The organism is Melioribacteraceae bacterium, from assembly GCA_035362835.1.
Lineage (GTDB): Bacteria > Bacteroidota > Ignavibacteria > Ignavibacteriales > Melioribacteraceae > DSXH01.
Map to the genome: position 1 here is coordinate 1073835 of DAOSDY010000001.1, position 26290 is coordinate 1100124.

The following is a 26290-nucleotide window of genomic DNA, read 5'->3' on the forward strand; positions in this document are numbered from 1 at the left end:
TCAGAATGACAACAAAATTTTAAGCCACTTTCAATACGTGTTAACCCGCCAAATCAGCGTTCTATCAGCATCTATATTCTTTGTCAGAATGCAAAGCGGACGAGTTTTATACTCTTTCCGTCGGCGAGGTGCTGCACTTCATACTTGGTAAGGATTTTTTCCTCATCGGTGAGTTTACCGCCGGCATAAAGGTCGCTGCTCTCTTTAAGAAGTTTAAGTCCGGACTCATTCACAACTTTCAGCGTATAATTGTAGAGAGTATCGTCGTCTGTTTTAAGATTGACCTTTCCCCCGCTCTTCAGAATTTTCTTATAGATTTCGAGGAACCTCGGATGAGTAAGCCGTTTTTTCATACTGCTCCGGCGCGGATAAGGATCGGGGAATGTAATCCAGATCTCATCAACGCTCGCTGGTGCGAATATTTCCGCGAGGAGTTCGGCATAACCCACCAGAAAACCGGCGTTGGCAACTTTAATTTCGTTCGAGTGTTTAGCGCCGTTATAGATGCGCGAGGGCTTGCGGTCGACACCTATAAAATTTTTCCGGGGATGGAGCTGCGCGAGGCTGATTGTGTAATCCCCACGGCCGCATCCGAGCTCTAATGTAAATCCCGATTGATGACCGAAGTATGCGCATATATTCTGAAATACATTTTCGTCTTTATAGCCGAAGACATTGCTGAAATTTTTTACTTCGGCAATCTTAATATGTTTTTTACGGGGCATTATTAAAAGATTGATTTTGTGAAACGGAAAATACAAATTATCCGCGGAGAATGAGAAAGGATTGTTAAACCGCCCGGCCAATTCTTGTGTCAATAATCAGTATAATCAGAGAAATGGAATGAAGATCATCAGCTCATTAAAAAATACGGTAGTAATTACATTTTTAATTATTTCCGGCTGTTCCGGTTTAAAAGAGGTTGAGAGTAATATTCCGAAGGATCAGGTCATCATCGACGGAATTCAGAGTGAATGGGAGGGAAAATTAAACTTTGATACCAAGTTGAAAGTAGCTGTGGGATTCATGAACGACTACGGGAATTTATATATCTGCCTTACTACGGGCGACCGTTCGAACATCATGAAGATTCTGCGGCTTGGTGTAACTATCTGGCTCGAACCTTTAAACGGTAAAAAGATTGGAATCAAATATCCGTTAACCGGAACGGAACCGTTCCTGGAGGAGAGACCCGGAAATATTGAGGAAAATCCCGATGATCGGTTTCTTAAAATGATATCAAGGTTTAACGAACTCTCAATTGTAAACGAGGATGATTACCCTCTCTATCTCTTAAGGAGCGATGACGAGCAGAATATAAAAGCGAAGATCGGATTGACACAGGGAAGGATGGTATACGAAATTAAAATTCCCCTCTCAACAAACCGCACTGCAAAATATTTTGTTGAAGCTTCTCCGCCGGAGGCGATACGGATCGGAATTGAAACGAATCAGTTTAAAATGGAGTCCCCTTCCCGAAAGCCGACGGGCAGAATGAATACCGGAGGCGGTCAGGGCGGAGGCAGAAGGCAGGGAGGAATGCAGGGAGGACGAAATCCCGAAATGAATATGGACCCGCTTGAATTATGGTTTGATATTAAGCTTTTAGGAAGTGATGTTTAAATAGAGGTTATTAACAAAATAAGAAAATGGAATTCAGCCGATGTTATATCATAAGCAGTGCTGTGAAAAATTTTTCAAGAAAAATTAACCTTGGTTTTCTTAACAAAAAAGTCCGCCGGATTTCACAATTTTTTTTATAATTATTAAAAAATCTGGCAGACTTAAAATGATTAATATGAATCGTAAAAAATTAATTCCGAAAAAACCCAATCTTAAATTTTACTTAATAAGAATCATTTTTTTAGTGCTTGAATAAGCATCAGCTTCCACCCGATAATAATAAACTCCGCTGGCTAATCCTTGCGCGTTAAACCGGACCGAATATTGTCCGGCATTTTGTTTTCCGTTTACCAAAGTCGATACTTCTCCTCCCGTAACATCGTATATCGTTAGTTTTACATTAGATTCCTTCGGTATGCTGTATGAAATTGATGTAGATGGATTAAACGGGTTGGGGTAGTTTTGACTTAATGAATAATTCGAAGGAATGCTGGCGTTTTGATTCACCGATACCGCACCGTTTATTTGACCCCTGAAAGCACCCCGGCCATGAGTTGCTACTACAACAACACCATCACTGCTTCTTCCGGCTATAGTTTCAACCACAACATTTCCAATTAAAGACGGGGCTTCTAAAGACCAGACCGTGTTCATGGCATCGAGAGTTTCTGTTGAATAAACACCTGTGCTCGTCGCAACCAAATATAGTTTTGAATTATTAAAAGGGAGTATTATGGCTGAACGGATTGAAGGACCCTGGTTGTTGCTCCCTCCCTGTAAATTTCCTTCTATTGCAGTCCAGTTAGCACCGCCGTCGTTCGAATGAAAAAGTCCAATAATTCCATAATTAGATAAACACAGAATAATCTCATTGGCATTTTGAGGATTAACAGCAATGGCGCTAACATAAGAACCAGAGGTTACCTGAGAAAGGTTGGGAGAAATATTGACCGCAGCCGTACCTGTTTTTGAATTTTCTAATTTAAAAACAACCGGGTTACCGGCATCGGAGTATGCGCCCAGATATAAAATGTGGGCGGGATTCTTCGAAATACTTAATGTAGTATAGACATAATTTTGCGGTAGGTTTAAATCTAACGATGTCCACCCTTGTGAAAGTTTATCAGGATTGAAATCAGGAAGATTACTTAACTCCTTATTCCTCCAAAGTAAATTACCGGCAAGGTAATACATATAGTCCTCGTCTTGCGGATCAACAACAAAAGGATTTATAAATAATTGACCTGTTGCATCATTGGGAGTTATACTGCTCCACCGGGTTGGATCGGGATTTCCATTCTGGTCGTATCCTAATCTGACCACGGAACCATTTTGAGTTGATACGAACGCATATTTAGCACCAAGATAAGAATATGAACCATCTCCGGTACTAACATCTCTATGCGGAGATGCATTAGAGCCATCAAACCTGAAATAAGGCGTTCCATTATCCTGTGTTCCGCCAAGAAGCCTGCTGTCGCTAGGGGTATCGTAAATCGACATAGTATAATATTGCGTTACGTTATATGTTCTATCCTTGTTCGTCCATGGAAATAATTCTTGATAATTTGTTGTAGATGCTTGTGAAGTAAAACTTAATCCTCCATCATGAGCAACCCATAAATCATCCGCACTATTAGGATCAAAGACAAATGCGTGAACATCTGGATGAAGATCCGGATGAGAACTGTTATTATTTTCTACAGTGTAACCACCAATCCAATTAACTTTTTTATCTTCAATCTTTGTCGCAAAACCATCTAAAGTTCTATAGACATTGGTTAAACCAAAAAAGACAATATTTTCGTTTGCGGGGTGAACAGCTAAAGCCATATTATAATTACCCTGACTGTTCAGCAATCCATTTTCCTCGGTGCTGTATACTTGAATATTGTTGCTTAAATCTTCTATTTGTTCGGTATTAATATCTATTTTCAACATGCGCAAATCATCCGCTTGCGTATTCTGAAATTTATTACCCGTATTCATAAGAGCGTAAGCAACATTTGGTTTTGATGCGGCGAATGCAAGAACAGTTCTGTCATGCTCTGAAGGGTAATTTGCGCTGGTTATAAATTTCCATGTAGCCCCATCATCAGTTGAATAATAAAATCCGGGATTATTCGATTGCGATTGTGAGTTTGTTTTTTGTGATAAAGAAGCGAGAAGTGCTCCATCCTTATTTACCTTAATATCTGTTCTCAAGTGCTCATTCAATGCGCCCAGTGATGGTGTAAAAGTATTTCCCTGATCTGTTGATTTTACAATAAGTCCAGCGTTGGTTGCAATAAAAACAGATCCGGTTTTCGGATTGACAATAATTTCGTTTGTAAAAGAATAAATATCGCTCCATTCAACATTACTCTGAACCTTTGTGCTGGGAAGTATTTGCCAGGTTTCACCATTGTCGGTTGATTTATAAACGCCGCCCCCGTAAAACTTCGCACCACCGCTTCTATCGCCAGCGGAACCATCCATTTCTCCGGCAGAGTAATACCAGGTACTTGTAAAGCCATCTCGCGTATCCTGAGCTATAGCTACAACACTTTGTATTTCATTTGGCGACGTTTTTAAATTCCATGTTATTCCCTTATCTGTTGATTTCCATACACCCCCGCTAACCCCCCCGGCCAAAATAACATTAGAATTTTTTATATCTATTGCCAGGGCTCTGGTTCTTCCCCCTAAATCAACCGGTCCGGCTTCCTGCCAGTCAAATTTAAGAGTATTGTTTCCTTTAAATAATTTCCGTGATGTGGGTAATGTTTTGGAATAAGTAATTTCAATTTCTCGTATATTCGATGGAATCTCATTAAGTCTTGGATCACGAAGCTTGTTAAAAAAGTAATCGCTTCTCATTTTTTTACTTTCAATTTTAGCCTTGGGGCTGCCAGAGGATCTGACTTTTGGAGATATGGAACTTGAGTTGATGCCTAAATCAGCGGAAGAAAATAATGCCGCAATTAATAATACAACTAAGCCGGTAATTTGAGATTTTATTTTCATAAATCCTTTCGTTAATTGTTTTTAGATATGTAAATAATTTCCCATTTGTGTGAATCTTTTGTATCAACTCCTCCCTGAAACAACTTCAATTCTATGGTATATGATTCCCCTTTATTTGTTTTGGAGAGGAATGTTTTTACCGCATCGAGTGTTGCAAGAGCGGTAAAGTTTGAATTTTGGGGAATTGGAGAAGACGCCGCGCCATAACCAAGAATTTGGGTTACGGTTAATTCTACTAAGAAATTTGAGCCTGCGGTTTCTATAGTTCCAATCAGACCAACAATATGGGCTGTTCCAGGAGGAAATTTTTCTCTGGTTACGAATTGAGATTGGTTTGAAGTACAGCTTTGAAGTAGGAATACAACAAAAAAAAACGGAAAAGTAAAAACGTGTTTCATTATATTACTTTCATCTGTGTGAAAAAAATATTGAGGGACTCGATGTCTTAATATATCTATTTTTTTCTCTTTTATCCAAAAGACAGGTTAAAATATTAACACTTTACCGTCTTTATAATTGAAGACATTGTTTAAATTTTTTACTCCGGCAATCTTAATATGCTTTTCACGGGGTATTTTAAAGAGAAATAGTTATAACGTTATTCCATCAAACCGGAGCGGTTTTGGGGCGTCCTATCCTAAATCAATTAAACCATAGAACATAATATGGCGCGACATAAATTCCTCCCCGTTTTATCTTTACTTCTTTACTTTAGTGTTGCAACGATCGAAGCGCAAAGCGCGGCATCGAATTTTGAATTGAAGAAACTTGCGGAGAATGTCTACGGTGTTGTCCGGAAGGATCCCCCGGGACTGATGTGCGACGGCAACAGCGGATTCATTATAAACGAAAAGGACGTTGTAGTAATCGATGCCCCGGAAGCAACAAAAGAAATAATTGCCGGACTTAAAAAGATAACCGACAAGCCAGTTAAGTATGTAATCAATACTCACTGGCATGATGATCATATTACCGGTAATCAATACTACCGTGATGCATATCCCGGGGTTGAGTTTATTGCTCATACGAATACAAAAGAATACCTGCCTGTTCATGGATTGGCTAACAGAAACAATATGATTCAAAGTGCGCCGGGCGGAGTTGTATATTTGAAATCCCTACTTGAAAAAAATGAAAGCTTCGGCGGCGGCCCGATTACTGATGAAGAGCGTGAAAGCTATTTAAGCGATATCAAGTTAGTAGAGCATTACCTTGACATAGTTCCAAAGACGGAATTCATTCTACCTACAATAACTTTCAGCGATTCATTAATACTCGATTGCGGAAACAGAAAGATCAAGCTGATCAAACCGGGCAGCGGGCATACAGCCGGTGATATTGCTGTATTCCTACCTGAAGAGAGAATACTTTTTACGGGAGACCTTGTAGTTTCACCTGTTCCGCTTGTAGGAAGCGAGCAGTCGCACATATCCGCCTGGAGTTCCGCTCTTAAGAATTTACGCATTCTCGATGCCGGGATAATTGTACCGGGGCACGGCAAAGTAATGTACGATGATTTATTTATCCGCAATATGGAATTGCTCTTCGAATCAATAACCAAACAGACAAGAGAAGCGGTTACATCGGGTAAATCGCTCGATGAAACTCTGTCGGCTGTTAATCTTAAAGAGTTTGAACTTTTGTTTGCGGGAGATTCCAAACTGAAAAAAGTCCTATTCGATTATTATGTGAAAGGCCCTTCGGTTAGGGCGGCTTACCGGGAGTTTAAGACACAGTAGAAGTAAAGAGATGGGGACTCAATTCGTATTCCGGCTGATATAAATTCTTTTCTCTATTATCTCCTGAACAGAGCGGCTAACATTGGAGAGAAAATCATATCCGGTTGAAGATTCAATACGGCGGATAGTTGTAACATAATTACTCCACGGAACGCTTCTTATTCCATTTACATTCGGCATTACAACGGCAATAACGCTTGTTGTATCTGTAACGGATTCAACCGACTCCCCTTCGTTAAGAACAACAATTATTTTAAAGCAGCTGTCGGGGACGGCGATCTTCTCCTTAATCCTGTTCTCCGACCGGAATATTCCGCCGGCGATTATAAAGAGTTTCTTCTTTTCATTTTTACAGAGGTCTTCGCAAAAGTATTCAAGGTCCAGCCAGACTCCCCTGTTGAGATCGGGGCGCTGCGGAAGAACACTCGAGAGTATGAATGTAGATTTGTTGTCTTCGTCGTTTCTTGTTCTTTCCTCGCTGCGAACCATATGTCCCCGGTCGTAGCCCGAGCCGGTATAATCGGAATGCCTAACGCGGTAGAATGAATCTGGAAGGGTTGTATCGGCAATGAACGATCCTTTGTACCTTGATGCATCGCCGAACCAGGAGCTGTCGAGATTCCAGCTTACCCAGTTGGGAACGTTCCGAACGGGATTGTAACTCAATACATATTGCTGACGGATAATTATAAAATCGTCCGTAGAATCCTGATCGGCCGGCACACCCGCAGCCACGTTGATATTGTCGATTACAAGACCGCGGTTTCCGGTTTTATCATCAACAGAAACAGTGGACGAGCCGGAACATGAGAGAATTAGAATGATAAACAGAAGTGATGATAAGAAGAACAGGTTTCGTTTCATATTACCGGATCGATTTTGACGGAACGAATTTGCTGAATATGTGTATAGGAATTTTGGTGAATCAAAAATTTTTTACTGGAAGAAACCGTATTTCAGGAATCGACCATTCTCATATCGAACGGCGAGAGCTCCGGAGTTTCCATTCTAATATTCAATTCTTTTATAAGTTCTTTAATAGTTTTGATTTCCGCCTCGCTTATATGGAGCCGGTGTTTAAGCATCGACAGGCTTGTAAAAGCAATCTTGTTCGCATCTCTTTCGAAAGCGAAGACCTGTTTCCTGATATCGAACGCATTGGATTCGAGCCGCTCGAGCTTCTTCTTCAGCTTGATAAGTATTTCGGCTTTACTAAGGTTGTTCATCAGAAGTATGCCTATATCAAAGTTGGTCGGCTGGTAATTATCCTCGGATAAAAATCCAGTAACAGATTCCTGAAGTTCGAACTCACCTTCCGGCGTAATATTATAGATAGTCTTTTCCGGAAGGTTGCTCAGCTTTTCGATACGGCCGCTTATCAATCCCCGTTTCTTTAGATTGTTGATCGTTGCATAGACAGTTGAGTCGGCAAGTGGGAGCCATTTTTTAGTATTCAGGTATTCGAGCATCTTGGTAATTTCGTAGGGATTTCTCTCCTTCTCCGAAAGAATACCAAGTATCAAGGTTGCTAATTTAGAAAGCATTCTAAATAAATCCGCTATTGAAATAAAGTAGTATAAAAATAGAGCACAAAATTGAATGAGTCAATCGAAATCTAGGATAAAATAGATTTGAGCTGTGCCGGGTCGCTGACGAATTCTTCGAAACTCATGTCGATGAACCGTGCATTACGGCTGAGCGATCTGTAGTTAAGTTCGAGGGATTCCTTCTTCTTCGGGTTTACAACTATAACCTCTTTGTTTGCGTTCATCTGTTTTTTAAAGAGGGCTTTTACATGTATGTCTGCATCCGAGAGTGAATAGCCGACGAAAACGATCTTGCGTGCAATTCTGATTTCGCGCGATGCTACGGTCATCAGCTGCGATATAATCGGGTGGCTTAAGATTTTCAGATAACTCGGCGGAACAATGAGAGTCTGAAAATCGGTTCCGTCGATCGGGCATGTATATTCATATTCAAGTTTGTCGGGATATGTGTAACCGAGGAATTTTCCGCGCTTCAGGTCGATCCCTCGGTCCCAGGGCGTCAGAAGTGTCTGATTGCAGCAGTTGCAGTATTTCCAGTTGAGGCTCCCGTGAAGTTTGAGAATTTTAAAAGGGAGAGGATTCTCGTCTTCTTCGACAAGGACAGGTTCTTTCGGATTTATCCAGAAGTTATATTGTTTCATCTCTGGAAGTTTTTCGTAATTCATGAAAGGGATCGAGTAATCGATGTAACCGGATTTTTTAAAGAGATGATCGAAGGCTTGTTCAAGAAGAGTATCGTAGTTTAATGTTATTATTGAAGTATTGGGATTTATTTCTGTAATCGAATTCCAGAAGAGCTGATAGAAATGACTTGTTTTGTCGGTCTGAAGATTAACAACGTAATGAATCAGTTTGATTAAATATTCTTTAATCTCCCGGAGTTTCTGATTCGGATATTTTATGCTGAGACTTTCGTTCTGCTGAATAAAATAGTCGAGGAAACCGAATACGGCTTCGAGCTGCGGGAACTTGTTTGTATCGACATTGAATTCAAAATTATCTTTTATAAATTCAGTAACGATCCTTCCGATCTCAGAATTTTCAATCTCTTCAATCTTACCCGATATAATAAGTGGAAGCGTATCTCTCTGGAGAGGAACTCCGTCCGGTCTGGAAGCGCCGGCTCCTAGTACAAATATAACGTCGCGCTGGGGCGGATACTGAAGAAATTTTTCTGTTTTCATTTAACTGGAATTTAAGTTATCTGCAAAATAAAAATTTAACCGGATAAAAACTTTAACAGCAGACTCGACCGGTGAAGGTCTGATGGAGTTTCGTGATTGAAATCGGGACTGCTCAGCTTATTTAACAAGTTCTATAAGAATCAGCTTCTTCCCTTTTTCGTTCCTTACATTATTCGGTTTGTAAGCGAGTTCGAACACTGTCGATTTTTTAAGGTTGGCTTTATACTTAAGCTCGGCCGTTTTGAATTCGTCTGTAAGATCTCCCCCCTTCATCGAAATAATATAACCCTTCTCCTTAATCAGAGGTAGGGCATACCTGAAAAGGATGATGAGAGGAACAGTCGCACGGCTTACAATTATGTCGAATGAATTAGCATACTTCTCTTTGAACTCGTCGCTCTCGACTCTGAAATTTTCAGCGGTAACATTATTCAATTTAAGTTTACTAATAAACTCCTGGACGGCTTCAATTTTTTTCGCTGTTGAATCAACAAGAACTCCTCTCAGCATCGGTCGTGTAATAGCCAGAGGAATACCCGGAAATCCGCCGCCCGTACCGATATCGAGAAATTTTGTGGCTTTTGGAGGAATAAATTCGGAAACAAAAGCCGACAGGAAAACGTGGTTTTCGATTATTTTGGGGATATCCCTGCGGGAGATAAGGTTGACTTTAGAGTTTTTCTGTGTAACTAAATTTGCAAAACTGGCAAGTCGATCAAGCTGATATTCATCGGGATTAAGACTATTTTCCCAGAAGAGCATCTTTAGCTCGCGTAAATACTGCTCTTGAAGATCCAACAAACCCTCTAAAAATTAGCTTTTCAAATATACTAATAAAACGGAAATATCTGAAGGTGTCACTCCGGAGATTCTGGAAGCCTGTCCGATCGACCGTGGTTTCACTTTACTTAATTTTTCTCTTCCTTCGGTAGAAATAGAATTCAAATTAGAGTAATTGAAATTTAATGGTATTAACGTGTCCTCCAGCCGGTCCATTTTGTTTATAAGATCGAACTGCCGCTGAATATATCCATCGTACTTTACTTCAATTTCTATCTGTTCGATCGCTTTTCCGTCGTTTAAAAGTTCATCGAAGAGACCCTCGCCGTTATTAGCGCATTCTAGAGTCTCGCGCAGAGCGACTTCGGGACGCTTGATTATTTTTTCAATTGTCTCGGAGTTATTCAATTCCGGCGAATTAATTTTAACCAGATATGCATTTATTAGGTTCGGGGTAATTTTTATTTTACTGATTAACTCCTTCGATTTTACAATCTGTACTTCTCTTCTCGAAAGTTCCTTATAAAGTTCTTCGGGGATTAATCCGAATTCGTAGCCGTATTTCATTAAACGTCTGTCCGCATTATCCTGTCGGAGAATCAATCTGTGTTCTGCTCTGGAAGTAAACATCCGGTACGGTTCGTTAGTGGATTTCCCCACAAGGTCATCAATCAGAACACCTATATAAGCTTCGCTTCTTTTAAGAACGAGCTCTTTTCTTCCCTGAATTTTAAGAGCCGCATTAATTCCGGCAATAAGTCCCTGCCCTGCAGCTTCTTCATATCCGGAAGTTCCGTTTACCTGCCCGGCAAAGTAGAGTCCTTCTATCAATTTAGTTTCGAGTGTAAGATCGACCTGATATGGTGGAAAGTAATCGTATTCAACAGCATAGCCGGGCCGGACCATTTCAACATTTTCGAGTCCTTTAATTTTTCTAAGAGCTTCAAATTGAATCTCGGTGGGAAGTGATGTTGAAAAACCGTTGATATAGATCAGATCGGAATCGAGTCCTTCGGGTTCAAGAAATAACTGATGTTTCTCCTTATCAGAAAAACGATTTATCTTATCCTCAATAGAGGGACAGTAACGCGGTCCTACCCCGTGAATAAGTCCGGTAAACAAGGGTGAGCGGTCGAATCCTTTACGGAGAATTCCATGAACTGAAAGATCGGTATAAGTGATATGGCAGCTGACCTGCCGGAGTAGCGGAAAATTTTCTTTAGAAGTTCTTCTTGAAAAAGGTAAAGGCGGAATATCCCCCGGCTGCTCTTCGAGAATTCCCCAGTTAATTGAATCTTTGTGAAGCCTTGGTGGTGTGCCGGTTTTTAGTCTTCCCGCTTCAAATCCCATTTTAATAAGTGAATCGGTAAGTCCTATGGATGGTTGTTCACCAAATCTTCCTCCCGAAACTGATTCCATACCTGTATGCATCAGTCCATTTAAAAATGTCCCGGAACAGACGATCAGGGCTTTGCATTTAATCTCTGAACCTTTAAGAGTTCTAACGCCCGCAATTTTTTTATCTTCTTCTATTGCTTCAATAATGGAATCTTCTAAAATATCAACATTCGGAGTCGATTTAACGAATTCGCCGGCAACTTTGGTATAGATTTTCCGGTCGTTCTGACTCCTGCCGGCCCAGACAGCGGGACCTTTCGACTTATTCAAAGTTCTGAATTGAATCCCGGATTGATCGGCAATAAGCCCCATCACACCGCCAAGGGAATCGATTTCGTGGACTAAATGGCCTTTAGCGCTTCCTCCAATAGCTGGATTACACGAAAGTCGTCCGAACGCCTCTTTATCCATAGTTACTACAGCCACAGAGGAGCCAATCCGGGCTGCCGCTATTGCGGCCTCTATGCCAGCGTGTCCGCCACCAACAACTATTACATCATATTCCTTCATAAAAGTCTTTCTGTTTCACATGAAACAAATAACAGTTTAATGGTAGATGGAATTCAAGTGAGTCCGGCCGACACAAAAGAAACCGGAACTTTCCAGAGTTTCACATGAAACATCTATTTCCCGATACAGAATTTGGAGAAAATATTGTTCAAAATATCATCGGAAGTTACTTTTCCGATTATTTCACCCAAAGAGCTCTCGGCATTTCTAAGATCTACGGCAATAAACTCACCTGTCAATTTTCCATCGATCGATTTTTTTGCCCCTTCCAGATGAAACCGGGCTTTCTTAAGAGAATTGAAATGACGGAGATTGGAGACCACCGCCGATTTTTCGGAATAACTATGAGTCCCGATCGCCCTTTCTTTCAATTTCCCGAATAATTGATCAATCCCCTTCCCGGTTTTTGCAGAAATTCCGGCATCAAATTTTTCAGGTGAATAATCTGCAATATCAATCTTGTTTACCACGCTAAGTATTTTATCCGAGCTTGTTAATTGTAATAAATCAGAATAGAGATCGTCGCTGAATCCGACTGTCGCATCATTCAGAAACAGCACAATATCGGCATTCTGAACGGCTGCCCGGCTTCTGTTTACACCTTCTACTTCGATTACGTCGATGGATTTCCGGATACCGGCTGTATCGAATAACCGGAACAGGATTCCGTCAATTGTAAGTTCTTCGCGGATAATATCGCGCGTTGTTCCGGGAATTTCGCTTACAATTGCTCTCGCCTCTTTCAAAAGGTAATTCAGGAGTGACGACTTCCCTACATTCGGTTTTCCTACCAGGGCAACATTAACGCCGTCACGTATAATCCGTCCGAATGAATAACTCGAAAGGAGCTTGTCAATCTCCTCTTCTATTGTATTGATATTTTTTAGAATCTCTTTTAACGACATGAATTCGAGACCCTCCTCGGCAAAATCGAGTTCAAGTTCAATCAAGGATGATGTATTAATGAGCAGTTCCCGCAGCTGATCGACTTTCTGGGAAAGTAATCCGTCGAGCTGATTCCTGGCTCCTCTAAGCGAGGCTTCAGTACTCGAATTAATTATATCGGCAACCGCTTCCGCCTGGGCCAGGTCGATTCTTCCATTTAGAAATGCGCGTTTTGTGAATTCGCCCGGTTCTGCGAGCCGGACATCATTTTCAACAATCAGCGAGATTATTTTCTGAACAATAAGCGGGCTTCCATGAGTGCTGATTTCAATTGAATCTTCACCGGTATATGAATTCGGTGTGTGAAAAACCGAAATAAGCACATCATCAATTAACCGGTCTTTATCAAAGATTTTTCCGTAATGGATCGTATGGCTTGGCGAGTCTTTTAATGGCTTCTTACCGTTAAAAATCTTATCCGCTGCAGGAATACTGTCCGGTCCGCTGATACGGATAATAGAGATCGCACCGATACCCGGGGGTGTTGCGAGCGCAACAATTGTATCTTCGTTCTGTAATAATATATGAGTCATAATCTTTCTCAAGAAGAATTCAAAATTATAATAATAGATTTGCACTAACAAGAAAACATTGGGAGTCGGCATCCATTCAAATAGCGATACTATAAGTTTATATTTTAATTATCATTAATATTTAGATTAGTTGTGAAACTTTTTAAGAAACTATTTTGTATGAAAGTTAAATTTACAAAGTAAAATTCTGGTGAAAGAAATGGCATATAATTTCAACAAGTTTACAGTCAAAGCACAGGATACAATTCAGAACGGAATTGAGATTGCTCAGAATTATAATAATCAGATTGTAGAGCCGGAACATCTCCTTGCCGCTCTTCTGCAGGACCAGCAGAATGTTGCGCATTCAATAATTCAGAAAGCCGGCGGCAACATAAATCAGATGCGCATAAAAACAGGTGAACTGCTCGAAAAACTCCCGAAAGTAACCGGTTCCGGAACCGGCAACCAGCAGCTCTCAATGAACACCGCGCGTATATTCGACAATTCTGCGGAAGAAGCGAGAAAGCTAAAGGACGAATATGTTTCGAACGAACATATACTTCTCGCATTGAGCGAGGATAAGTCTTCCGCCGGAAAACTTTTAAACGAAAACGGTATCGGCAGGGATGTTATACTCGCCGCTCTAAAAGATATTCGCGGGAACCAGAGGGTAACTTCACAGAATCCGGAAGATACTTATCAAGCATTAAAAAAATACGGCCGCGATCTTAACGAACTTGCCCGGTCGAATAAACTCGATCCCGTAATCGGCCGCGACGAGGAGATTAGAAGAGTCCTTCAGGTCTTATCGCGAAGGACAAAAAATAATCCGGTTCTTATCGGAGAACCGGGCGTCGGCAAAACCGCTATCGCAGAAGGTATCGCGCACAGAATTGTAGCCGGAGATGTACCGGAAACTCTGCGTACCAAAAGAATAGTCGGGCTCGATATGGGCGCGCTTATTGCCGGAACTCAATTCCGCGGGCAGTTCGAAGAACGGCTGAAAGCTGTTGTTAAAGAGGTCCAGGAATCAGAAGGCGAAATAATTTTATTTATAGATGAACTCCATTTGCTTGTCGGTGCAGGAAAAACAGACGGAGCTATGGATGCGGCCAATATTCTTAAACCGGCTCTATCGAGAGGCGAGCTTCATGCAATCGGCGCTACAACTCTGGACGAATACCGTAAATACATCGAGAAAGATGCCGCGCTCGAAAGACGATTTCAGCCTGTCCTTGTAAGCGAACCGAACGAAGAGGATTCAATCTCAATTCTGCGCGGACTTAAGGAACGTTACGAGGTTCATCACGGCGTAAGAATTACAGACGGCGCAATAGTAGCGGCGGTTCAACTTTCGAACAGATATATAACCGACCGGTTCCTGCCCGATAAAGCGATCGACCTGATCGATGAATCAGCCTCCAAACTAAGAATTGAAATCGATTCTATGCCGGAGGAGCTTGACGCAGTAGAAAGAAAAGTTAAACAGCTCGAGATTGAAAGGGAAGCATTGAAAAGAGAGAAGGATTCCGACTCCGCTTCAAGGCTCGTAGATCTGCAAGCCGAATTAAACGAACTGATGGAAGAAAGAACCCGGCTTAAAAGTCACTGGCTACTTGAAAAGGAAAAGATTCAGTCATTACGCACAATGAAGAGCGAAATTGAAAAAGCTAAGAACGATGCCGACCGGTTTGAAAGAGAAGGAAATCTTGGTAAAGTTGCTGAGCTCCGGTACGGTGTTATTAACGAGCTTGAGCGCAGAATGAAAAAAGAATCGGAAGATCTCGCTCTAATTCAGAAGGGAAGTAAAATGCTCAAAGAGGAAGTGGATGCAGAAGATGTTGCTGAAATTGTTGCAAAGTGGACCGGCATTCCCGTAAGCCGGATGCTTGAAAGCGAACGGAGTAAACTGATACGGCTTGAAGAAGAGCTCCACAGACGTATAGTCGGACAGGACGATGCAGTAGCCGCAGTTTCCAATGCTATTCGCAGATCCCGCGCCGGCCTTCAGGATGCTAACCGGCCAATCGGATCATTTATATTCATCGGTACAACAGGTGTGGGTAAAACAGAGCTCGCAAGAGCACTGGCTGAATTCCTCTTCAACGATGAACACGCAATGATAAGAATCGATATGAGCGAGTATATGGAAAAGTTCTCCGTATCGCGCCTCATCGGAGCGCCTCCCGGTTATGTCGGATACGACGAGGGGGGACAACTTACAGAAGCCGTTAGAAGAAGACCATATTCTGTTGTTCTGCTCGATGAGATCGAGAAAGCGCATCACGACGTATTCAATGTTCTCCTTCAGGTGCTAGATGACGGCCGGCTAACCGACAATCAGGGAAGAACGGTCGATTTCAAAAATACAATAATCATTATGACGTCAAATCTCGGATCACATCTGATTCAGGAAAAACTTTCAGGACTTGATGAAAAAAATTTCGATAATATGATGGGGGAACTGAGACTCTCTCTGTCTGAATTATTGAGAAGAACCATTCGTCCGGAATTTCTGAACCGGATTGATGAGGTTGTCCTTTTCAAACCACTTCTTAAAAATGAAATTGAAAAGATAATCGACCTGCAATTACAGAGAGTAGGCAGACTGCTTGCAGAGAAAGGTTTACAGCTTGAAATTGAAGAGGGGGTAAAAAATTTTCTGCTTCAACACGGATACGATGTAACATTCGGTGCCCGTCCGCTTAAAAGAACCATTCAGCGGTATTTAATAAATCCTCTTTCATCGGTTCTGCTTATGAACAAATATGAAAGCGGGGATACCGTTGTTGTAAAATATCCCGGCGCGGGTAATCTTGAATTCGAAATAAAATAAGATGTGGTTGATGGCCGGAGGACAAAAGATTTATTTGATGACTATTTCTTATTTTGTGATATAAAGTTTTCAACACTTACAGGGAGACAACAATGCACGAAAAAAGTCAGGCTCTATTGAACAAAGCTATAGCGGACGAATTACATGCCGTACATCAGTATATGTATTTTCATTTTCATTGCGACGATCAGGGATACGACCTTCTTGCAAATCTTTTCAAGAAAACAGCTATCGAAGAAATGATTCACATCGAAAAATTAGCCGAGAGAATTCTCTTTCTTAAAGGCGAAGTCGAAATGGTTCCTGCATATCCTGTTGATAAGATTCACGATGTAAAAGAGATGTTGAAGAAAGCCGCTCAAATGGAACACGAAAGCGCAAAAGAATACAATATCTGGGCAAATGAGTGTTCTGCAAATGCCGATTCGGTTTCAAAACATCTATTTGAAGCTCTCGTTGCAGATGAAGAGCGTCACTTCGATCAGTTCGATGTTGAAACTGAGAATCTTGAGAAGTTTGGCGACCGTTACCTCGTGCTTCAATCAATTGAAAGAAGTAAAGCCCGCGGATCTGCAGCAGGATCAGTCGATTAAGAATTTCAGGTTAAACGGCGGCCGGTTCAAGCCGCCGTTTAAATCAACTTTAATATTCCGGCCGTTCAATTTCACTTTTCAACCAGAAAATAATTATCCAACTTATAATTCAATTAAAGCATATCTTTGAATATCAATTTTATGGAAAAACGAATGAACACATTTGAAGAAATGGGGATCCGCAGAAATATACTTGAAGCATTGAAAGAACTCGGTTTTGAGAATCCGATGCCGATACAGATAAAGGTAATTCCTCACTTGATGGAATCGGATTACAGGGATATTGTTGCTCTGGCCCAGACAGGAACTGGCAAAACAGCCGCTTTCGGTGTACCGATTATTGAAAAAACCGATCCGTCAATAAATAAAATCCAGTACCTCATTCTCAGTCCCACAAGAGAACTCTGTCTCCAGATTTCTGACGACCTGGCCAGCTTTGCCAAGTATCTTCCCGAAATTAAAATTGCAGCTGTATTCGGGGGAGCTAGCATAGAGCGGCAGATACAGAAAATCCAGAAAGGTGTTCACATTGTTTCGGCCACACCCGGCCGGCTTGTCGATCTAATCAACCGTAGAATTGTAAATCTCAAATCGCTTAAAACAGTTGTTCTGGATGAAGCCGATGAAATGTTAAGTATGGGTTTCCGGGATGATCTTGAAGCAATTTTGAAAGTTACCCCGGAACAGAAAAACACACTCCTTTTTTCTGCAACAATGCCGAAAGAGGTTGCTGCTCTCACCAAAAAATATATGACCGATCCGCTCGAGATCTCAGTGGGTACACGTAATGCGGGAGCGGAGAGTGTCGAACATTTCTGCTATCTGATAAACGCTAAAGACCGTTATCTGGCATTAAAGAGAATTGTAGATTTTAATCCGGATATTTACGGCATCATCTTCTGCAGAACAAGAAAAGAAACACAGGAAGTTGCCGATCTTCTTATGAAAGACGGTTACAATGCCGATTCGCTTCACGGCGACCTTTCCCAGGCACAGCGCGATATTGTTATGAATAAGTTCAGGATCAGGCACCTTCAGCTTTTAGTGGCAACCGATGTTGCTGCGCGTGGACTCGATGTAGATCACCTTACACATATAATAAACTACAATCTTCCCGAAGAACTCGAAATTTATACTCACAGAAGCGGGCGCACAGGGCGCGCCGGACGGAAAGGAATATCGATTGTAATTGCCGGTCAAAAGGAGAAGGGAAGGATTCAGCAGATTGAAAAGCAGCTGAAGAAGAAATTTTCTTTCGTACCGGTTCCGTCGGGTAAAGAAATATGCGAGCGGCAGTTATTTCATTTAATCGATCGTGTCGAGAAAGTTGAAGTTGATTACTCCCAGATCGATCCGATGCTTCCTGACATTTTCAGAAAACTTGAATGGCTTGACCGTGAAGAGCTTATCAAAAAATTTGTTTCGGTTGAATTCAACCGCTTCCTCGAATACTATAAAAAAGCAGCCGATCTTAATTCGCCGAGAGAGTTCGGTAAGACCGGAAAAGAGAAAGGGGCGGCTTCTGGATTTGCCCGTTTCTTTATTAATCTTGGAAGAACGGACGATTTAAAACCGAATACGCTGATGGGGCTAATAAACGAATTTACAGGTATCGATAATATTGAGATCGGAAAGATAGAGCTTCTGAAGAATTTCTCGTTCTTCGAAGTTGATTCCGACTTTGCACAAACCGTATTGAATGCATTCAAAGATAAAAGCTATAAGAAAAGAGCTATTGTTCTAGAACCGGCTTCTTCTAAAGGGAAGAGCGATAGTAACAAGGGGAACGACCGCTGGAAAGACAAGAAGGAATGGAAAGAAAGTAAGAGAAATGATAAATCCCGACCAAAGGGTGGAAAAAGGGATGGAAGAGATAACCGGCGCGAAAGAAGGCGGGACGATTCAGCCGTTAGTAATAAAAAAGAAAGGAAAAAAAGATTCCGTTAATAAAAAATCTGTTTCAATTAATCTGATTCGAATATAATACTAATATTCCCAAAGGCTGGTCGTTAAAAAAAAATCGCGACCATGCTTTTTTTATATAAATACTATCCTTATTTTGACTTCAGCAAATTCCAACTCTTATATTTTTAGTTTTAGTAATAAATTTAGTCGACAAGTAAAAGCAGACCGGGGTTTATGCTTTTTACAAAATTTCGCGATTTCGGCAATTCCATTTCACTTCTTTTTCTTCTTCTAACGAGTTTAATCTTTGCTCAGTCCAGAGAACCGCTAAAACCTTTATTCACTGAAAAACCTCCCGTAATTGACGCCAGTCTCGACGATGAAATCTGGAGATCCGCGCCGACCGTTTCAGACTTCAAAACATTTGTCCCGGATTTCGGAAAGGATCTTTCGGAGAAGACGATCGTTTACATGGCATACGATAAAGAGAATCTATACTTCGCATACAAATGTTACGACAGGGAACCGGAGAAAATAAGAGGAACTGTTACTTCGAGAGACAATATAAGGGCAGAAGACTGGATCTGCATTAATCTCGATTCATTTAACGATCAGCAGAGTCTTTACGCGCTTTACGTTAATCCGCTTGGCATTCAGGAGGACAGCCGCTTCACCGGCAATACCGAAGATACCGGAATTGATCTTGTGTGGTATAGCGCCGGCAGGATTGATCCCGACGGATATACAATTGAAATAAAACTTCCGCTCAAGAGTTTGCGCTACTCCAACACTAATCCTGTTCAAATGTCGGTCTTCTTCGAAAGAAAAATCAGCCGAAGAGCCGAACAGGGAAGTTTCCCTGCAATGGACCCGGCAAAGGGATACGCTTTCCTTACTCAGATGCAGCCGATGTTCTATTACGATATCGAACATTATACCCTCTTCGAAATTCTTCCCGCAATAACTTACGGTGAAAGATTTATCGACAGGCAGGGAGAACTTAAAAGCGAGAAAGTAACAAAGGATCTTAGCGTTACCATGAAATACGGTATAACTTCGGATTTAATTATGGACGCGACTTATAATCCCGATTTTTCGCAGGTAGAGGCGGACGCAGGCCAGATTGATATTAACCTGCGGTACAGTCTCTTCTTTCCGGAGAAACGGCCTTTCTTTCTTGAAGGAAGAGAAAATTTCGGAATTGCTGCAACCTCTATTAACGAAGTTGATCCGATCCGATCTATTGTTCATACAAGAAACATATTAAGTCCGATCGCCGGAATTAAACTTGCCGGAAAATTAAGCGAGCGCAATACTATCGCCGCAATTTATGCAATTGATGAAATAACAAATCCGGCGCCGGGTGTGGAAAAGAATACTCATTTCCCGATCATTCGTTATAAAAGAAGTCTAAACGAAGACAGCTATATGGGTATTATTGCCGCTTCCGAAGAACAGAAAAATTACTTCAATAGAATTGCCGGGGTCGACGGACAGATCCGTCTGACTGAAGCGAGCCAGTTTGAGTTCAATGCCATACTCTCGCAAAGTAAACCGGTTAACACATCAGACCGGGTTTTCGGAAATACATTCGGATTAAAATACAATTACAGTTCGCGCGATATTGATATGGATTATTCTGTAAAAAATGTAACCGAAGATTTTGCGGCGGACATGGGATATATTACAAGAACAGGAATCACTTCCCTGGCGGGCTATATAAAACCGAAGTTCTACCCGGCTGTTCAATCGATTCAGAGAATCGATACCGAACTCTTTACAGCACAGACCAAGGACAATATCTATAAAAAATGGGAAACGAATAATTCACTCGCGGCAACAATTTTTTTCTTGGGAAGCCTCAATTTCAGATTGAAGTATGCTTTCTCAAACGAAATTTTTCTTAATGAAAGATTCCGTACCGGCGGATTAAGTCTTTCATTCGGCGGGCTCGTTTCCAATCTCCTGAACTTTGCTCTTATTTACAAAAAACTGAATTCTATTTATTATTCATCAACTCCGTTTGAAGGATCGAGCAATGTGGTTCAGGCAATTGCAATTTATCAGCCGTCCGAGAAGATAACTGCCCGGATCGATTTTGTATTCTCCGACTTCAAACGGGATTCCGACAATCTCCTTCTTTATGAGTACCCGATCACCCGTCTGCGATTGACTTACCAGATGAACAAATACCTTTTCTTCAGGGGAATCGCAGAATACAATAAATTCAGAAAGCAGCTAATAACCGATTTTCTCGCATCATTCACTTACATCCCGGGAACCGTACTTCATTTCGGTTACGGCTCGCTTTATGAAAAAACAGAATGGTTCAACGGCCGTTATATTCCATCGGATAATTTTAAGGAAACCGCCAGAAGCTTCTTCTTCAAGGCTTCATACCTGTGGCGGCTCTGATTCAATAATAAAATCGGGCAGCCGTACAGGAATTTCTTTAATTCCATTCAATACTTTTTTATTTTTCCAAACATTATTTTCCTAAACGGGGGATTATGCAGTCCATTATTGATCGTTTCCGGTATTCTTATAATCAAATTCATATTATCATATTCATTTCACTATTTATTTCCGGGTCATTCAACGCACAATCTAAATCTGTAAAAGCCGTAAAAGTAAATGAAGCGCCTGTAATTAACGGGCTCCTCGACGACCCGGTCTGGCAGAAGGGGATAATTACGAATGATTTTCTTCAGCAGGAGCCGATACCGAATTCCAATCCTTCATTAAAAACCGAATTCAGAATTATTTATGATGATGAAAATCTCTATATCGGCGTAATCTGTTACGATGACGAGCCGGATAAAATAATTGCGCGCGAAATGAAATGGGACGGATTTATAAGCGCGGACGATAACATTAAACTGATCTTCGATACATTCAACGACGACCGCTCCGCTTACTGGTTCGGTACAAATCCTCTCGGTTCCCAGGATGATGCGCTTCTTACAGGATTTGATATGGGCGGATTTAATGAGGATTGGGATGGCGTTTGGGAGGTGGAGTGTTCAATTCTTGAAAACGGATGGAGTGCCGAGTTCCGATTCCCTTTCTCAACTTTTAAATTCCACGACAGAAGCGTGCAGCTCTGGGGTTTTAATATTTTAAGATCGATCCGGAGAAAAAATGAAGAGGTTCTGTGGACTTCGGTCGGACAAAACCTGGGCTTGTTAACAATTGCACAAGCAGGTAATCTGGAGGGAATTGAAAATATTAAAAGAGGAAGTCCGGTTTATCTGATGCCATATTTCTCCTCCGGGGCGCAATTTGTCAACGGAAATAAAAAATATCTGGCTGAGCCCGGACTCGACGTTAAATATGGAATAACAGAAACTCTTTCCCTGGATGTAACTGTAAATACAGATTTTGCACAGGTCGAATCGGATCGCGCAAGGATTAATCTATCGCGCTTTCCATTATTCTTTCCGGAGAAAAGAGAATTCTTTCTCGAAGGGAGAAAAACTTTCGACTTCAATCTGGGCGGGAACAATAATCTTTTTTACAGCCGGAGAATCGGTATCAGTAGAAACCAGGAGATCCCTATTATCGGCGGCGCAAAACTCGTTGGGAGAATGGGAGATGTTGAAATCGGACTGATTGATATGCAGACGGCGGAAAAATCTGGCGAGCCTTCAACAAATTACGGAACAGCCAGAATAAAATACGATCTGCTTAATCAATCGTATGCCGGGATAATGCTTACAAATAAAATTTCGAAGGATAAGCATACAAGTTCTATAGGCGGTGATTTTCATTTTTCATTTAATGATTTCCTGGGTGATAAAAACCTTGTTATTCACGGTACCGCAGCACGATCCGACCTTCAGAACGGAAAGAAAAATTCCTGGGCCGGTAATTTTTATATTGATTATCCGAACGATCTGCTGGACACATATCTCGGCTACAGGTTCATTCAATCGGGATTTGATCCTGAAATCGGATTTGTTTCAAGGCGCGGATATCAGCAGCTGGTTTATAATCTCGGGATCTCTCCCCGTATAAACAGCGGGGGAATCAAACAACTCCGTTTCGAACCGCTCGAAAGCTCGATGATCTACGGTAGCAACGGAGAGTTAGAGTCGGCCGAGTTTGCGTTCAGCCCTCTCGGAATCGAGTTTGAATCGGGAGACGAAATCGGTATCGGCATTCACAGGGTGTTCGATAGGCCGCATGAGGATTTTGAAATATTTGATACAACAAAAGTTAACGCCGGTAGCTACTGGTATACTACTTACGGAATAGGATTTGAAACATCGCCAATGAGAAAAGTCTATGGCGAGGTTGATATGATTACGGGCGGGTATTATAATGGGAACCGTTCCGAGATTGAAGGAAGAATAACTTTTACAGTTAATAAAAATCTTACGGTCTCCGGCGACTATACCTTCAATCATATCAAAATTAACAGCAGCGTGCTGAACACAAGCGAGGTGGGCGGAAGAATAGGGTATACTTTTTCGAAACACTTAAACTCCTCGGTCTTCGCACAATGGAACAATGAAATAAACGAGATGAATGTAAATTACCGGTTCAACTGGAAGCCGAAAATTGGCAGCGATTTATATATTGTTGTCAATCAGCTCTTTACAACAGAAAACGGAATCCGTTCAAAAGATGTAACGGTACTCGCAAAATTCGTCTGGATGCTGATAATTTAATTAATAGTAAATGACAATATAAATACTGCTGTACAGTTCATTTAATACTCTAAATAAGCAGATAAAGAAGGTAGCCGGCAAGGGCTCCGCCGGCAACAATATAAGCCGCATTTATTTTCTTTATAGTAAAAAAAGCTATCGTACTCAGAATCGCAATCAGGCAGGTTTGCCAGTCAACAAGAACTTCTAATGCCAGTTTCACTCCAACGGCAAACATCACGGCAACAGCACTTACATTTACTGCATCCAGAAGCCGGGAAATAAATTCAGATTTTCTTATACGCGGTATAATCGGGTTGAGAATAAAAACAAAGAGAAATGCCGGAATAGTAATCGCTATTGTTGCCAGCGCGGCTCCGCTCAATCCCGCAATCTGAAATCCGATAAACGTTGCTGATGAAAGAAACGGTCCGGGAGTAAACTGGCCGACAGCAATTGCGTCTATCAATTCCTGCCGTGTGAGCCAGTTCAATCCCTGAACAAACTCGCCGTCGAAGTAAGCAACAAGAACGTATCCGCTTCCGAACCAGACAGCACCGATTTTTAGGAAGGATAGGAATAGAGTTGTAAGTGAGATTTCTGATTTAGCAATTGATTCGGCAAACGAGTAGATAGGTGAGAGCAGAAAAACCATAAACGGTGAAAAGGAAAAAAGAAAATTCTTCCTTTCTGAAAAATAAAGAATAGACCCGCCTGCAATTCCGCCGGCAAGAATTAAGGTTATTTCGTTCAGGCCTAAAAAATTGGCAGAAACAACAACAACCGCCAGTATACAGAGAATCAGAAATTTTACAAAATCCCGGGTCATTTTAATATTAGTACGATCTTTAAAGAAAGAGGGATTATAATTAACGGCTTTAAATCCGAGTTTATAAACGGCGTTCAGGATTATTATAATAACGGCGGGTTTAATGCCGTATAAAAAAGGTTGAGCTGAAGGAAGATTACCGTATAGAGAATAGAAGTAGGCAATTATACCGGTTATAAGAACAGCCGGTAATGTAAAGCTCACTCCGGCAACCAGAGCCCCCGCAATACCGGCCCGGTGAAATCCGCAGTGAATAGCCATCTCTGTTGAGTTCGGTCCCGGTATAAGATTGGTGGCACCTACCAGATCAAGAAAGTGCTGTCGCGTCATCCATTTCCTACGTGTAACTACTTCATCCTCGAAAATGGCGATGTGAACCGCCGGCCCGCCGAATGTGATCAATCCAAGTTTCAGGAAGAGCCTGGCGAGCTCTTTTAATCTATTCATCTACTTTTCTTACTTTCTTAATAATGAATTTGTGAAGCGGGAGTTTCCCTTTATCAGCCAGAATAATGAAGATTGACCCGATAAGCATTGACCAATCGGTTCGGGAATCGTGAGCCATCTTCCAGAATCCATCATTTATCAGAATTGGAATCTTGGTTGAAATTATTGCCACAATCATAATGATTAAAAGAGGAACAGCTGCATAACGGGTATAGAGACCGATCAGAAGAAAGAGTCCGCAGAGAATTTCGATTGCCGGGACGAATAAACCGAAGAACTCCGGCAGCGGCAGACCTATTTTTAGAAAACGTCCCGCACCGAGCTGGTCGGGATATAAAAATTTTTGAATCCCTTCGGAAACAAATACAGATCCAACCATAATTCTTATAAGCAGGATTGCGTATTTCGATTTTATATTTTTAACAGGAAATCTCATGTTTCATCCTTTCAACGATTTTTGGTTTTCATCTCAACGATAATACAAATCAATTTTAATTTTCTTCTCAATATTAAACTTTAATAAATATTTTTCTGGAATATAAAATCCACATAAATCCCAGCCACATCATCGTATATACAAGGCTATAAACCAGCGAAGCGTTAACAGGGCTGAATAAGGGGAGAAAGAAATTATTGTATATAAAAACTTTCAGGTTGACCAGACTTCCACCAGAATCAGAGACCTTTATATATTTCATGTATCTGCCTGCAAGTACAGCAAGATAATAGACGGTAATCGCATTCATTCCGAATACAAGGAAAGGTTTGGTCCACCATTTAAAACCTTTAATGTCGATCGTCCAGTAGCAGAGGGCAAGCAGATTAAGGGCAAATCCGCACGTGAAAAGAACAAAGGAACTGCTCCAAAGGTTTTTATTAATAGGAAACCAGAAATCCCACACGTAGCCCGATAGGAGAAGAATATTCCCGGCGACAAACAGATAAACCGTTTTGGTTATTTGATCTTTGTCGGAGAGGAGAAGATGACCAGTTAAAACGCCGATAAGGGCATTTGCAATTGCCGGGACAGTACTTAGAACACCGAGAGAATCCCACGTCCCGTTAGAAAGATATCCCTTAAGCAGAAGATTGTCGAGCCATGCGACCAGATTCGTTTCCTTGCCAAGATTAGGGCTTCCGATTCCCGGGACCGGCACAAAAGTTAAAAGGAACCAGTAGATAATAAGAAGCGATGCTGTAATAATTGTTTGAATACGAATACTTGAATAGAGAAATATAAGCGCTGTAAAAAAATAGACTATGGCAATCCGTTTGAGAACCCCGGTAAAAGTAATGTTTGCAAAATTAAGTTCCGGGAAAACGCCGAGCGACATACCGAGCAGATAAATTATGAGCGATCTTCTGAAAACCTGAAAAAGTAATTTTGATTTGTTATCACCACTCTCTTTTCTTTTCGTGAGCGAAAGCGTAACTGCAACACCTACAATGAAAAGAAAAAAAGGAAAAATAAAATCGGCAAATGTGCACCCGTTCCAATCGGCATGCGCAAGCTGCGGGTAAACATAACTGCTGTTGCCGGGACTGTTTACAATTATCATTCCCGCAATCGTCATTCCCCGGAAAACGTCCAGGGAGATCATTCTCTCTTTTTTTTCTGCGGTCAATTGTTCCACTCCTTTTAAAAACAGAAGTAAGTTAGCTTAATTTATTTTTTTCGCAAAGATATTCAGATTAGCCGCAAAGAGTAATTTTAACTTGCTAAATTCAAGTTCAACAATTAAGTTATACCTGCCATAAAAATAATATTAAAAATTAACCAG

19 protein-coding genes are annotated in these 26290 nt (G+C 41.2%); 7 read left to right on the plus strand and 12 right to left on the minus strand.

Features of this window, described 5'->3' with window-relative positions; translation table 11 throughout:
* Nucleotides 1-83: 83 nt before the first annotated feature.
* Complete coding sequence (gene trmB / locus PLZ15_04525) at nucleotides 84-725, minus strand: tRNA (guanosine(46)-N7)-methyltransferase TrmB (GenBank protein HOI29005.1); 642 nt, start codon at nucleotides 723-725, stop codon at nucleotides 84-86.
* A 118-nt stretch (nucleotides 726-843) separates the two neighbouring features.
* On the opposite strand from trmB, the gene PLZ15_04530 reads away from it, so the two are divergent.
* Nucleotides 844-1623 (plus strand): hypothetical protein, encoded by a 780-nt coding sequence (locus PLZ15_04530; GenBank protein ID HOI29006.1) that lies wholly within the window; start codon nucleotides 844-846, stop codon nucleotides 1621-1623.
* Between the two features lie 219 nt (nucleotides 1624-1842).
* Here the strand turns inward: PLZ15_04530 and PLZ15_04535 are convergent, their stop codons facing one another.
* Together PLZ15_04535 and PLZ15_04540 are read right to left on the minus strand one after the other, a co-directional pair.
* On the minus strand, nucleotides 1843-4629 hold the full coding sequence (locus PLZ15_04535; protein HOI29007.1) for a T9SS type A sorting domain-containing protein: 2787 nt from the start codon (nucleotides 4627-4629) through the stop codon (nucleotides 1843-1845).
* 11 nt (nucleotides 4630-4640) lie between these two features.
* On the minus strand, nucleotides 4641-5027 hold the full coding sequence (locus PLZ15_04540) for a hypothetical protein (protein ID HOI29008.1): 387 nt from the start codon (nucleotides 5025-5027) through the stop codon (nucleotides 4641-4643).
* Between the two features lie 267 nt (nucleotides 5028-5294).
* On the opposite strand from PLZ15_04540, the gene PLZ15_04545 reads away from it, so the two are divergent.
* Nucleotides 5295-6368, plus strand: a complete 1074-nt coding sequence (locus tag PLZ15_04545) for an MBL fold metallo-hydrolase (GenBank protein HOI29009.1) — start codon at nucleotides 5295-5297, stop codon at nucleotides 6366-6368.
* An 18-nt stretch (nucleotides 6369-6386) separates the two neighbouring features.
* On the opposite strand, the gene PLZ15_04550 is transcribed toward PLZ15_04545, so the two are convergent.
* From PLZ15_04550 to mnmE, 6 genes are all read right to left on the minus strand, one after another.
* The gene (locus tag PLZ15_04550) at nucleotides 6387-7232 is read right to left on the minus strand and encodes a DNA/RNA non-specific endonuclease (GenBank protein HOI29010.1); all 846 of its coding nucleotides are present in this window, start codon (nucleotides 7230-7232) and stop codon (nucleotides 6387-6389) included.
* A gap of 92 nt (nucleotides 7233-7324) precedes the next feature.
* The gene (locus tag PLZ15_04555) at nucleotides 7325-7912 is read right to left on the minus strand and encodes a PadR family transcriptional regulator (protein ID HOI29011.1); all 588 of its coding nucleotides are present in this window, start codon (nucleotides 7910-7912) and stop codon (nucleotides 7325-7327) included.
* Between the two features lie 71 nt (nucleotides 7913-7983).
* Nucleotides 7984-9099, minus strand: a complete 1116-nt coding sequence (locus tag PLZ15_04560) for an SIR2 family protein (protein ID HOI29012.1) — start codon at nucleotides 9097-9099, stop codon at nucleotides 7984-7986.
* A 117-nt stretch (nucleotides 9100-9216) separates the two neighbouring features.
* Nucleotides 9217-9897 (minus strand): 16S rRNA (guanine(527)-N(7))-methyltransferase RsmG, encoded by a 681-nt coding sequence (gene rsmG / locus PLZ15_04565; GenBank protein HOI29013.1) that lies wholly within the window; start codon nucleotides 9895-9897, stop codon nucleotides 9217-9219.
* Nucleotides 9898-9912: 15 nt separating this feature from the next.
* On the minus strand, nucleotides 9913-11787 hold the full coding sequence (gene mnmG / locus PLZ15_04570) for a tRNA uridine-5-carboxymethylaminomethyl(34) synthesis enzyme MnmG (GenBank protein ID HOI29014.1): 1875 nt from the start codon (nucleotides 11785-11787) through the stop codon (nucleotides 9913-9915).
* A gap of 113 nt (nucleotides 11788-11900) precedes the next feature.
* Complete coding sequence (gene mnmE / locus PLZ15_04575) at nucleotides 11901-13265, minus strand: tRNA uridine-5-carboxymethylaminomethyl(34) synthesis GTPase MnmE (GenBank protein HOI29015.1); 1365 nt, start codon at nucleotides 13263-13265, stop codon at nucleotides 11901-11903.
* A 199-nt stretch (nucleotides 13266-13464) separates the two neighbouring features.
* Here mnmE and clpB point away from each other — a divergent pair, with 199 nt between their 5' ends.
* The 5 genes from clpB to PLZ15_04600 all read left to right on the plus strand — a co-directional run bounded on the left by clpB (nucleotide 13465) and on the right by PLZ15_04600 (nucleotide 23254).
* Entirely contained in the window at nucleotides 13465-16083 is a 2619-nt protein-coding gene (gene clpB, locus PLZ15_04580; GenBank protein ID HOI29016.1) for an ATP-dependent chaperone ClpB, read from the plus strand.
* 92 nt (nucleotides 16084-16175) lie between these two features.
* Nucleotides 16176-16676: a ferritin-like domain-containing protein gene (locus tag PLZ15_04585; protein HOI29017.1), complete on the plus strand. Its 501-nt coding sequence runs from the start codon at nucleotides 16176-16178 to the stop codon at nucleotides 16674-16676.
* A 153-nt stretch (nucleotides 16677-16829) separates the two neighbouring features.
* Nucleotides 16830-18623, plus strand: a complete 1794-nt coding sequence (locus PLZ15_04590) for a DEAD/DEAH box helicase (protein ID HOI29018.1) — start codon at nucleotides 16830-16832, stop codon at nucleotides 18621-18623.
* Between the two features lie 192 nt (nucleotides 18624-18815).
* Nucleotides 18816-20996, plus strand: coding sequence for a DUF5916 domain-containing protein (locus tag PLZ15_04595; protein HOI29019.1), 2181 nt, complete (start codon nucleotides 18816-18818; stop codon nucleotides 20994-20996).
* Nucleotides 20997-21091: 95 nt separating this feature from the next.
* Entirely contained in the window at nucleotides 21092-23254 is a 2163-nt protein-coding gene (locus PLZ15_04600) for a DUF5916 domain-containing protein (protein ID HOI29020.1), read from the plus strand.
* A gap of 49 nt (nucleotides 23255-23303) precedes the next feature.
* On the opposite strand, the gene chrA is transcribed toward PLZ15_04600, so the two are convergent.
* The 3 genes from chrA to PLZ15_04615 form a co-directional block, all read right to left on the minus strand.
* Nucleotides 23304-24509: a chromate efflux transporter gene (chrA, locus tag PLZ15_04605; GenBank protein HOI29021.1), complete on the minus strand. Its 1206-nt coding sequence runs from the start codon at nucleotides 24507-24509 to the stop codon at nucleotides 23304-23306.
* Nucleotides 24502-24945, minus strand: a complete 444-nt coding sequence (locus PLZ15_04610; GenBank protein HOI29022.1) for a DoxX family protein — start codon at nucleotides 24943-24945, stop codon at nucleotides 24502-24504. Before PLZ15_04610 ends, chrA begins: the two co-directional genes overlap by 8 nt.
* A 73-nt stretch (nucleotides 24946-25018) precedes the next feature.
* The gene (locus PLZ15_04615; protein HOI29023.1) at nucleotides 25019-26134 is read right to left on the minus strand and encodes a DUF5009 domain-containing protein; all 1116 of its coding nucleotides are present in this window, start codon (nucleotides 26132-26134) and stop codon (nucleotides 25019-25021) included.
* Between the last annotated feature and the right edge of the window lie 156 nt (nucleotides 26135-26290).

Excerpts from the sequence above, each read along its gene's own strand:
- PLZ15_04590 (HOI29018.1), top strand. The coding sequence starts at position 16,830 with ATGAACACATTTGAAGAAATGGGGATCCGCAGAAATATACTTGAAGCA.
- PLZ15_04550 (HOI29010.1), bottom strand. The coding sequence starts at position 7,232 with ATGAAACGAAACCTGTTCTTCTTATCATCACTTCTGTTTATCATTCTA.
- PLZ15_04595 (HOI29019.1), top strand. The coding sequence starts at position 18,816 with ATGCTTTTTACAAAATTTCGCGATTTCGGCAATTCCATTTCACTTCTT.
- mnmG (HOI29014.1), bottom strand. The coding sequence starts at position 11,787 with ATGAAGGAATATGATGTAATAGTTGTTGGTGGCGGACACGCTGGCATA.
- clpB (HOI29016.1), top strand. The coding sequence starts at position 13,465 with ATGGCATATAATTTCAACAAGTTTACAGTCAAAGCACAGGATACAATT.
- PLZ15_04555 (HOI29011.1), bottom strand. The coding sequence starts at position 7,912 with ATGCTTTCTAAATTAGCAACCTTGATACTTGGTATTCTTTCGGAGAAG.
- chrA (HOI29021.1), bottom strand. The coding sequence starts at position 24,509 with ATGAATAGATTAAAAGAGCTCGCCAGGCTCTTCCTGAAACTTGGATTG.
- PLZ15_04535 (HOI29007.1), bottom strand. The coding sequence starts at position 4,629 with ATGAAAATAAAATCTCAAATTACCGGCTTAGTTGTATTATTAATTGCG.
- PLZ15_04600 (HOI29020.1), top strand. The coding sequence starts at position 21,092 with ATGCAGTCCATTATTGATCGTTTCCGGTATTCTTATAATCAAATTCAT.
- PLZ15_04560 (HOI29012.1), bottom strand. The coding sequence starts at position 9,099 with ATGAAAACAGAAAAATTTCTTCAGTATCCGCCCCAGCGCGACGTTATA.
- PLZ15_04545 (HOI29009.1), top strand. The coding sequence starts at position 5,295 with ATGGCGCGACATAAATTCCTCCCCGTTTTATCTTTACTTCTTTACTTT.
- PLZ15_04540 (HOI29008.1), bottom strand. The coding sequence starts at position 5,027 with ATGAAACACGTTTTTACTTTTCCGTTTTTTTTTGTTGTATTCCTACTT.
- PLZ15_04610 (HOI29022.1), bottom strand. The coding sequence starts at position 24,945 with ATGAGATTTCCTGTTAAAAATATAAAATCGAAATACGCAATCCTGCTT.
- trmB (HOI29005.1), bottom strand. The coding sequence starts at position 725 with ATGCCCCGTAAAAAACATATTAAGATTGCCGAAGTAAAAAATTTCAGC.
- mnmE (HOI29015.1), bottom strand. The coding sequence starts at position 13,265 with ATGACTCATATATTATTACAGAACGAAGATACAATTGTTGCGCTCGCA.
- PLZ15_04530 (HOI29006.1), top strand. The coding sequence starts at position 844 with ATGAAGATCATCAGCTCATTAAAAAATACGGTAGTAATTACATTTTTA.
- PLZ15_04585 (HOI29017.1), top strand. The coding sequence starts at position 16,176 with ATGCACGAAAAAAGTCAGGCTCTATTGAACAAAGCTATAGCGGACGAA.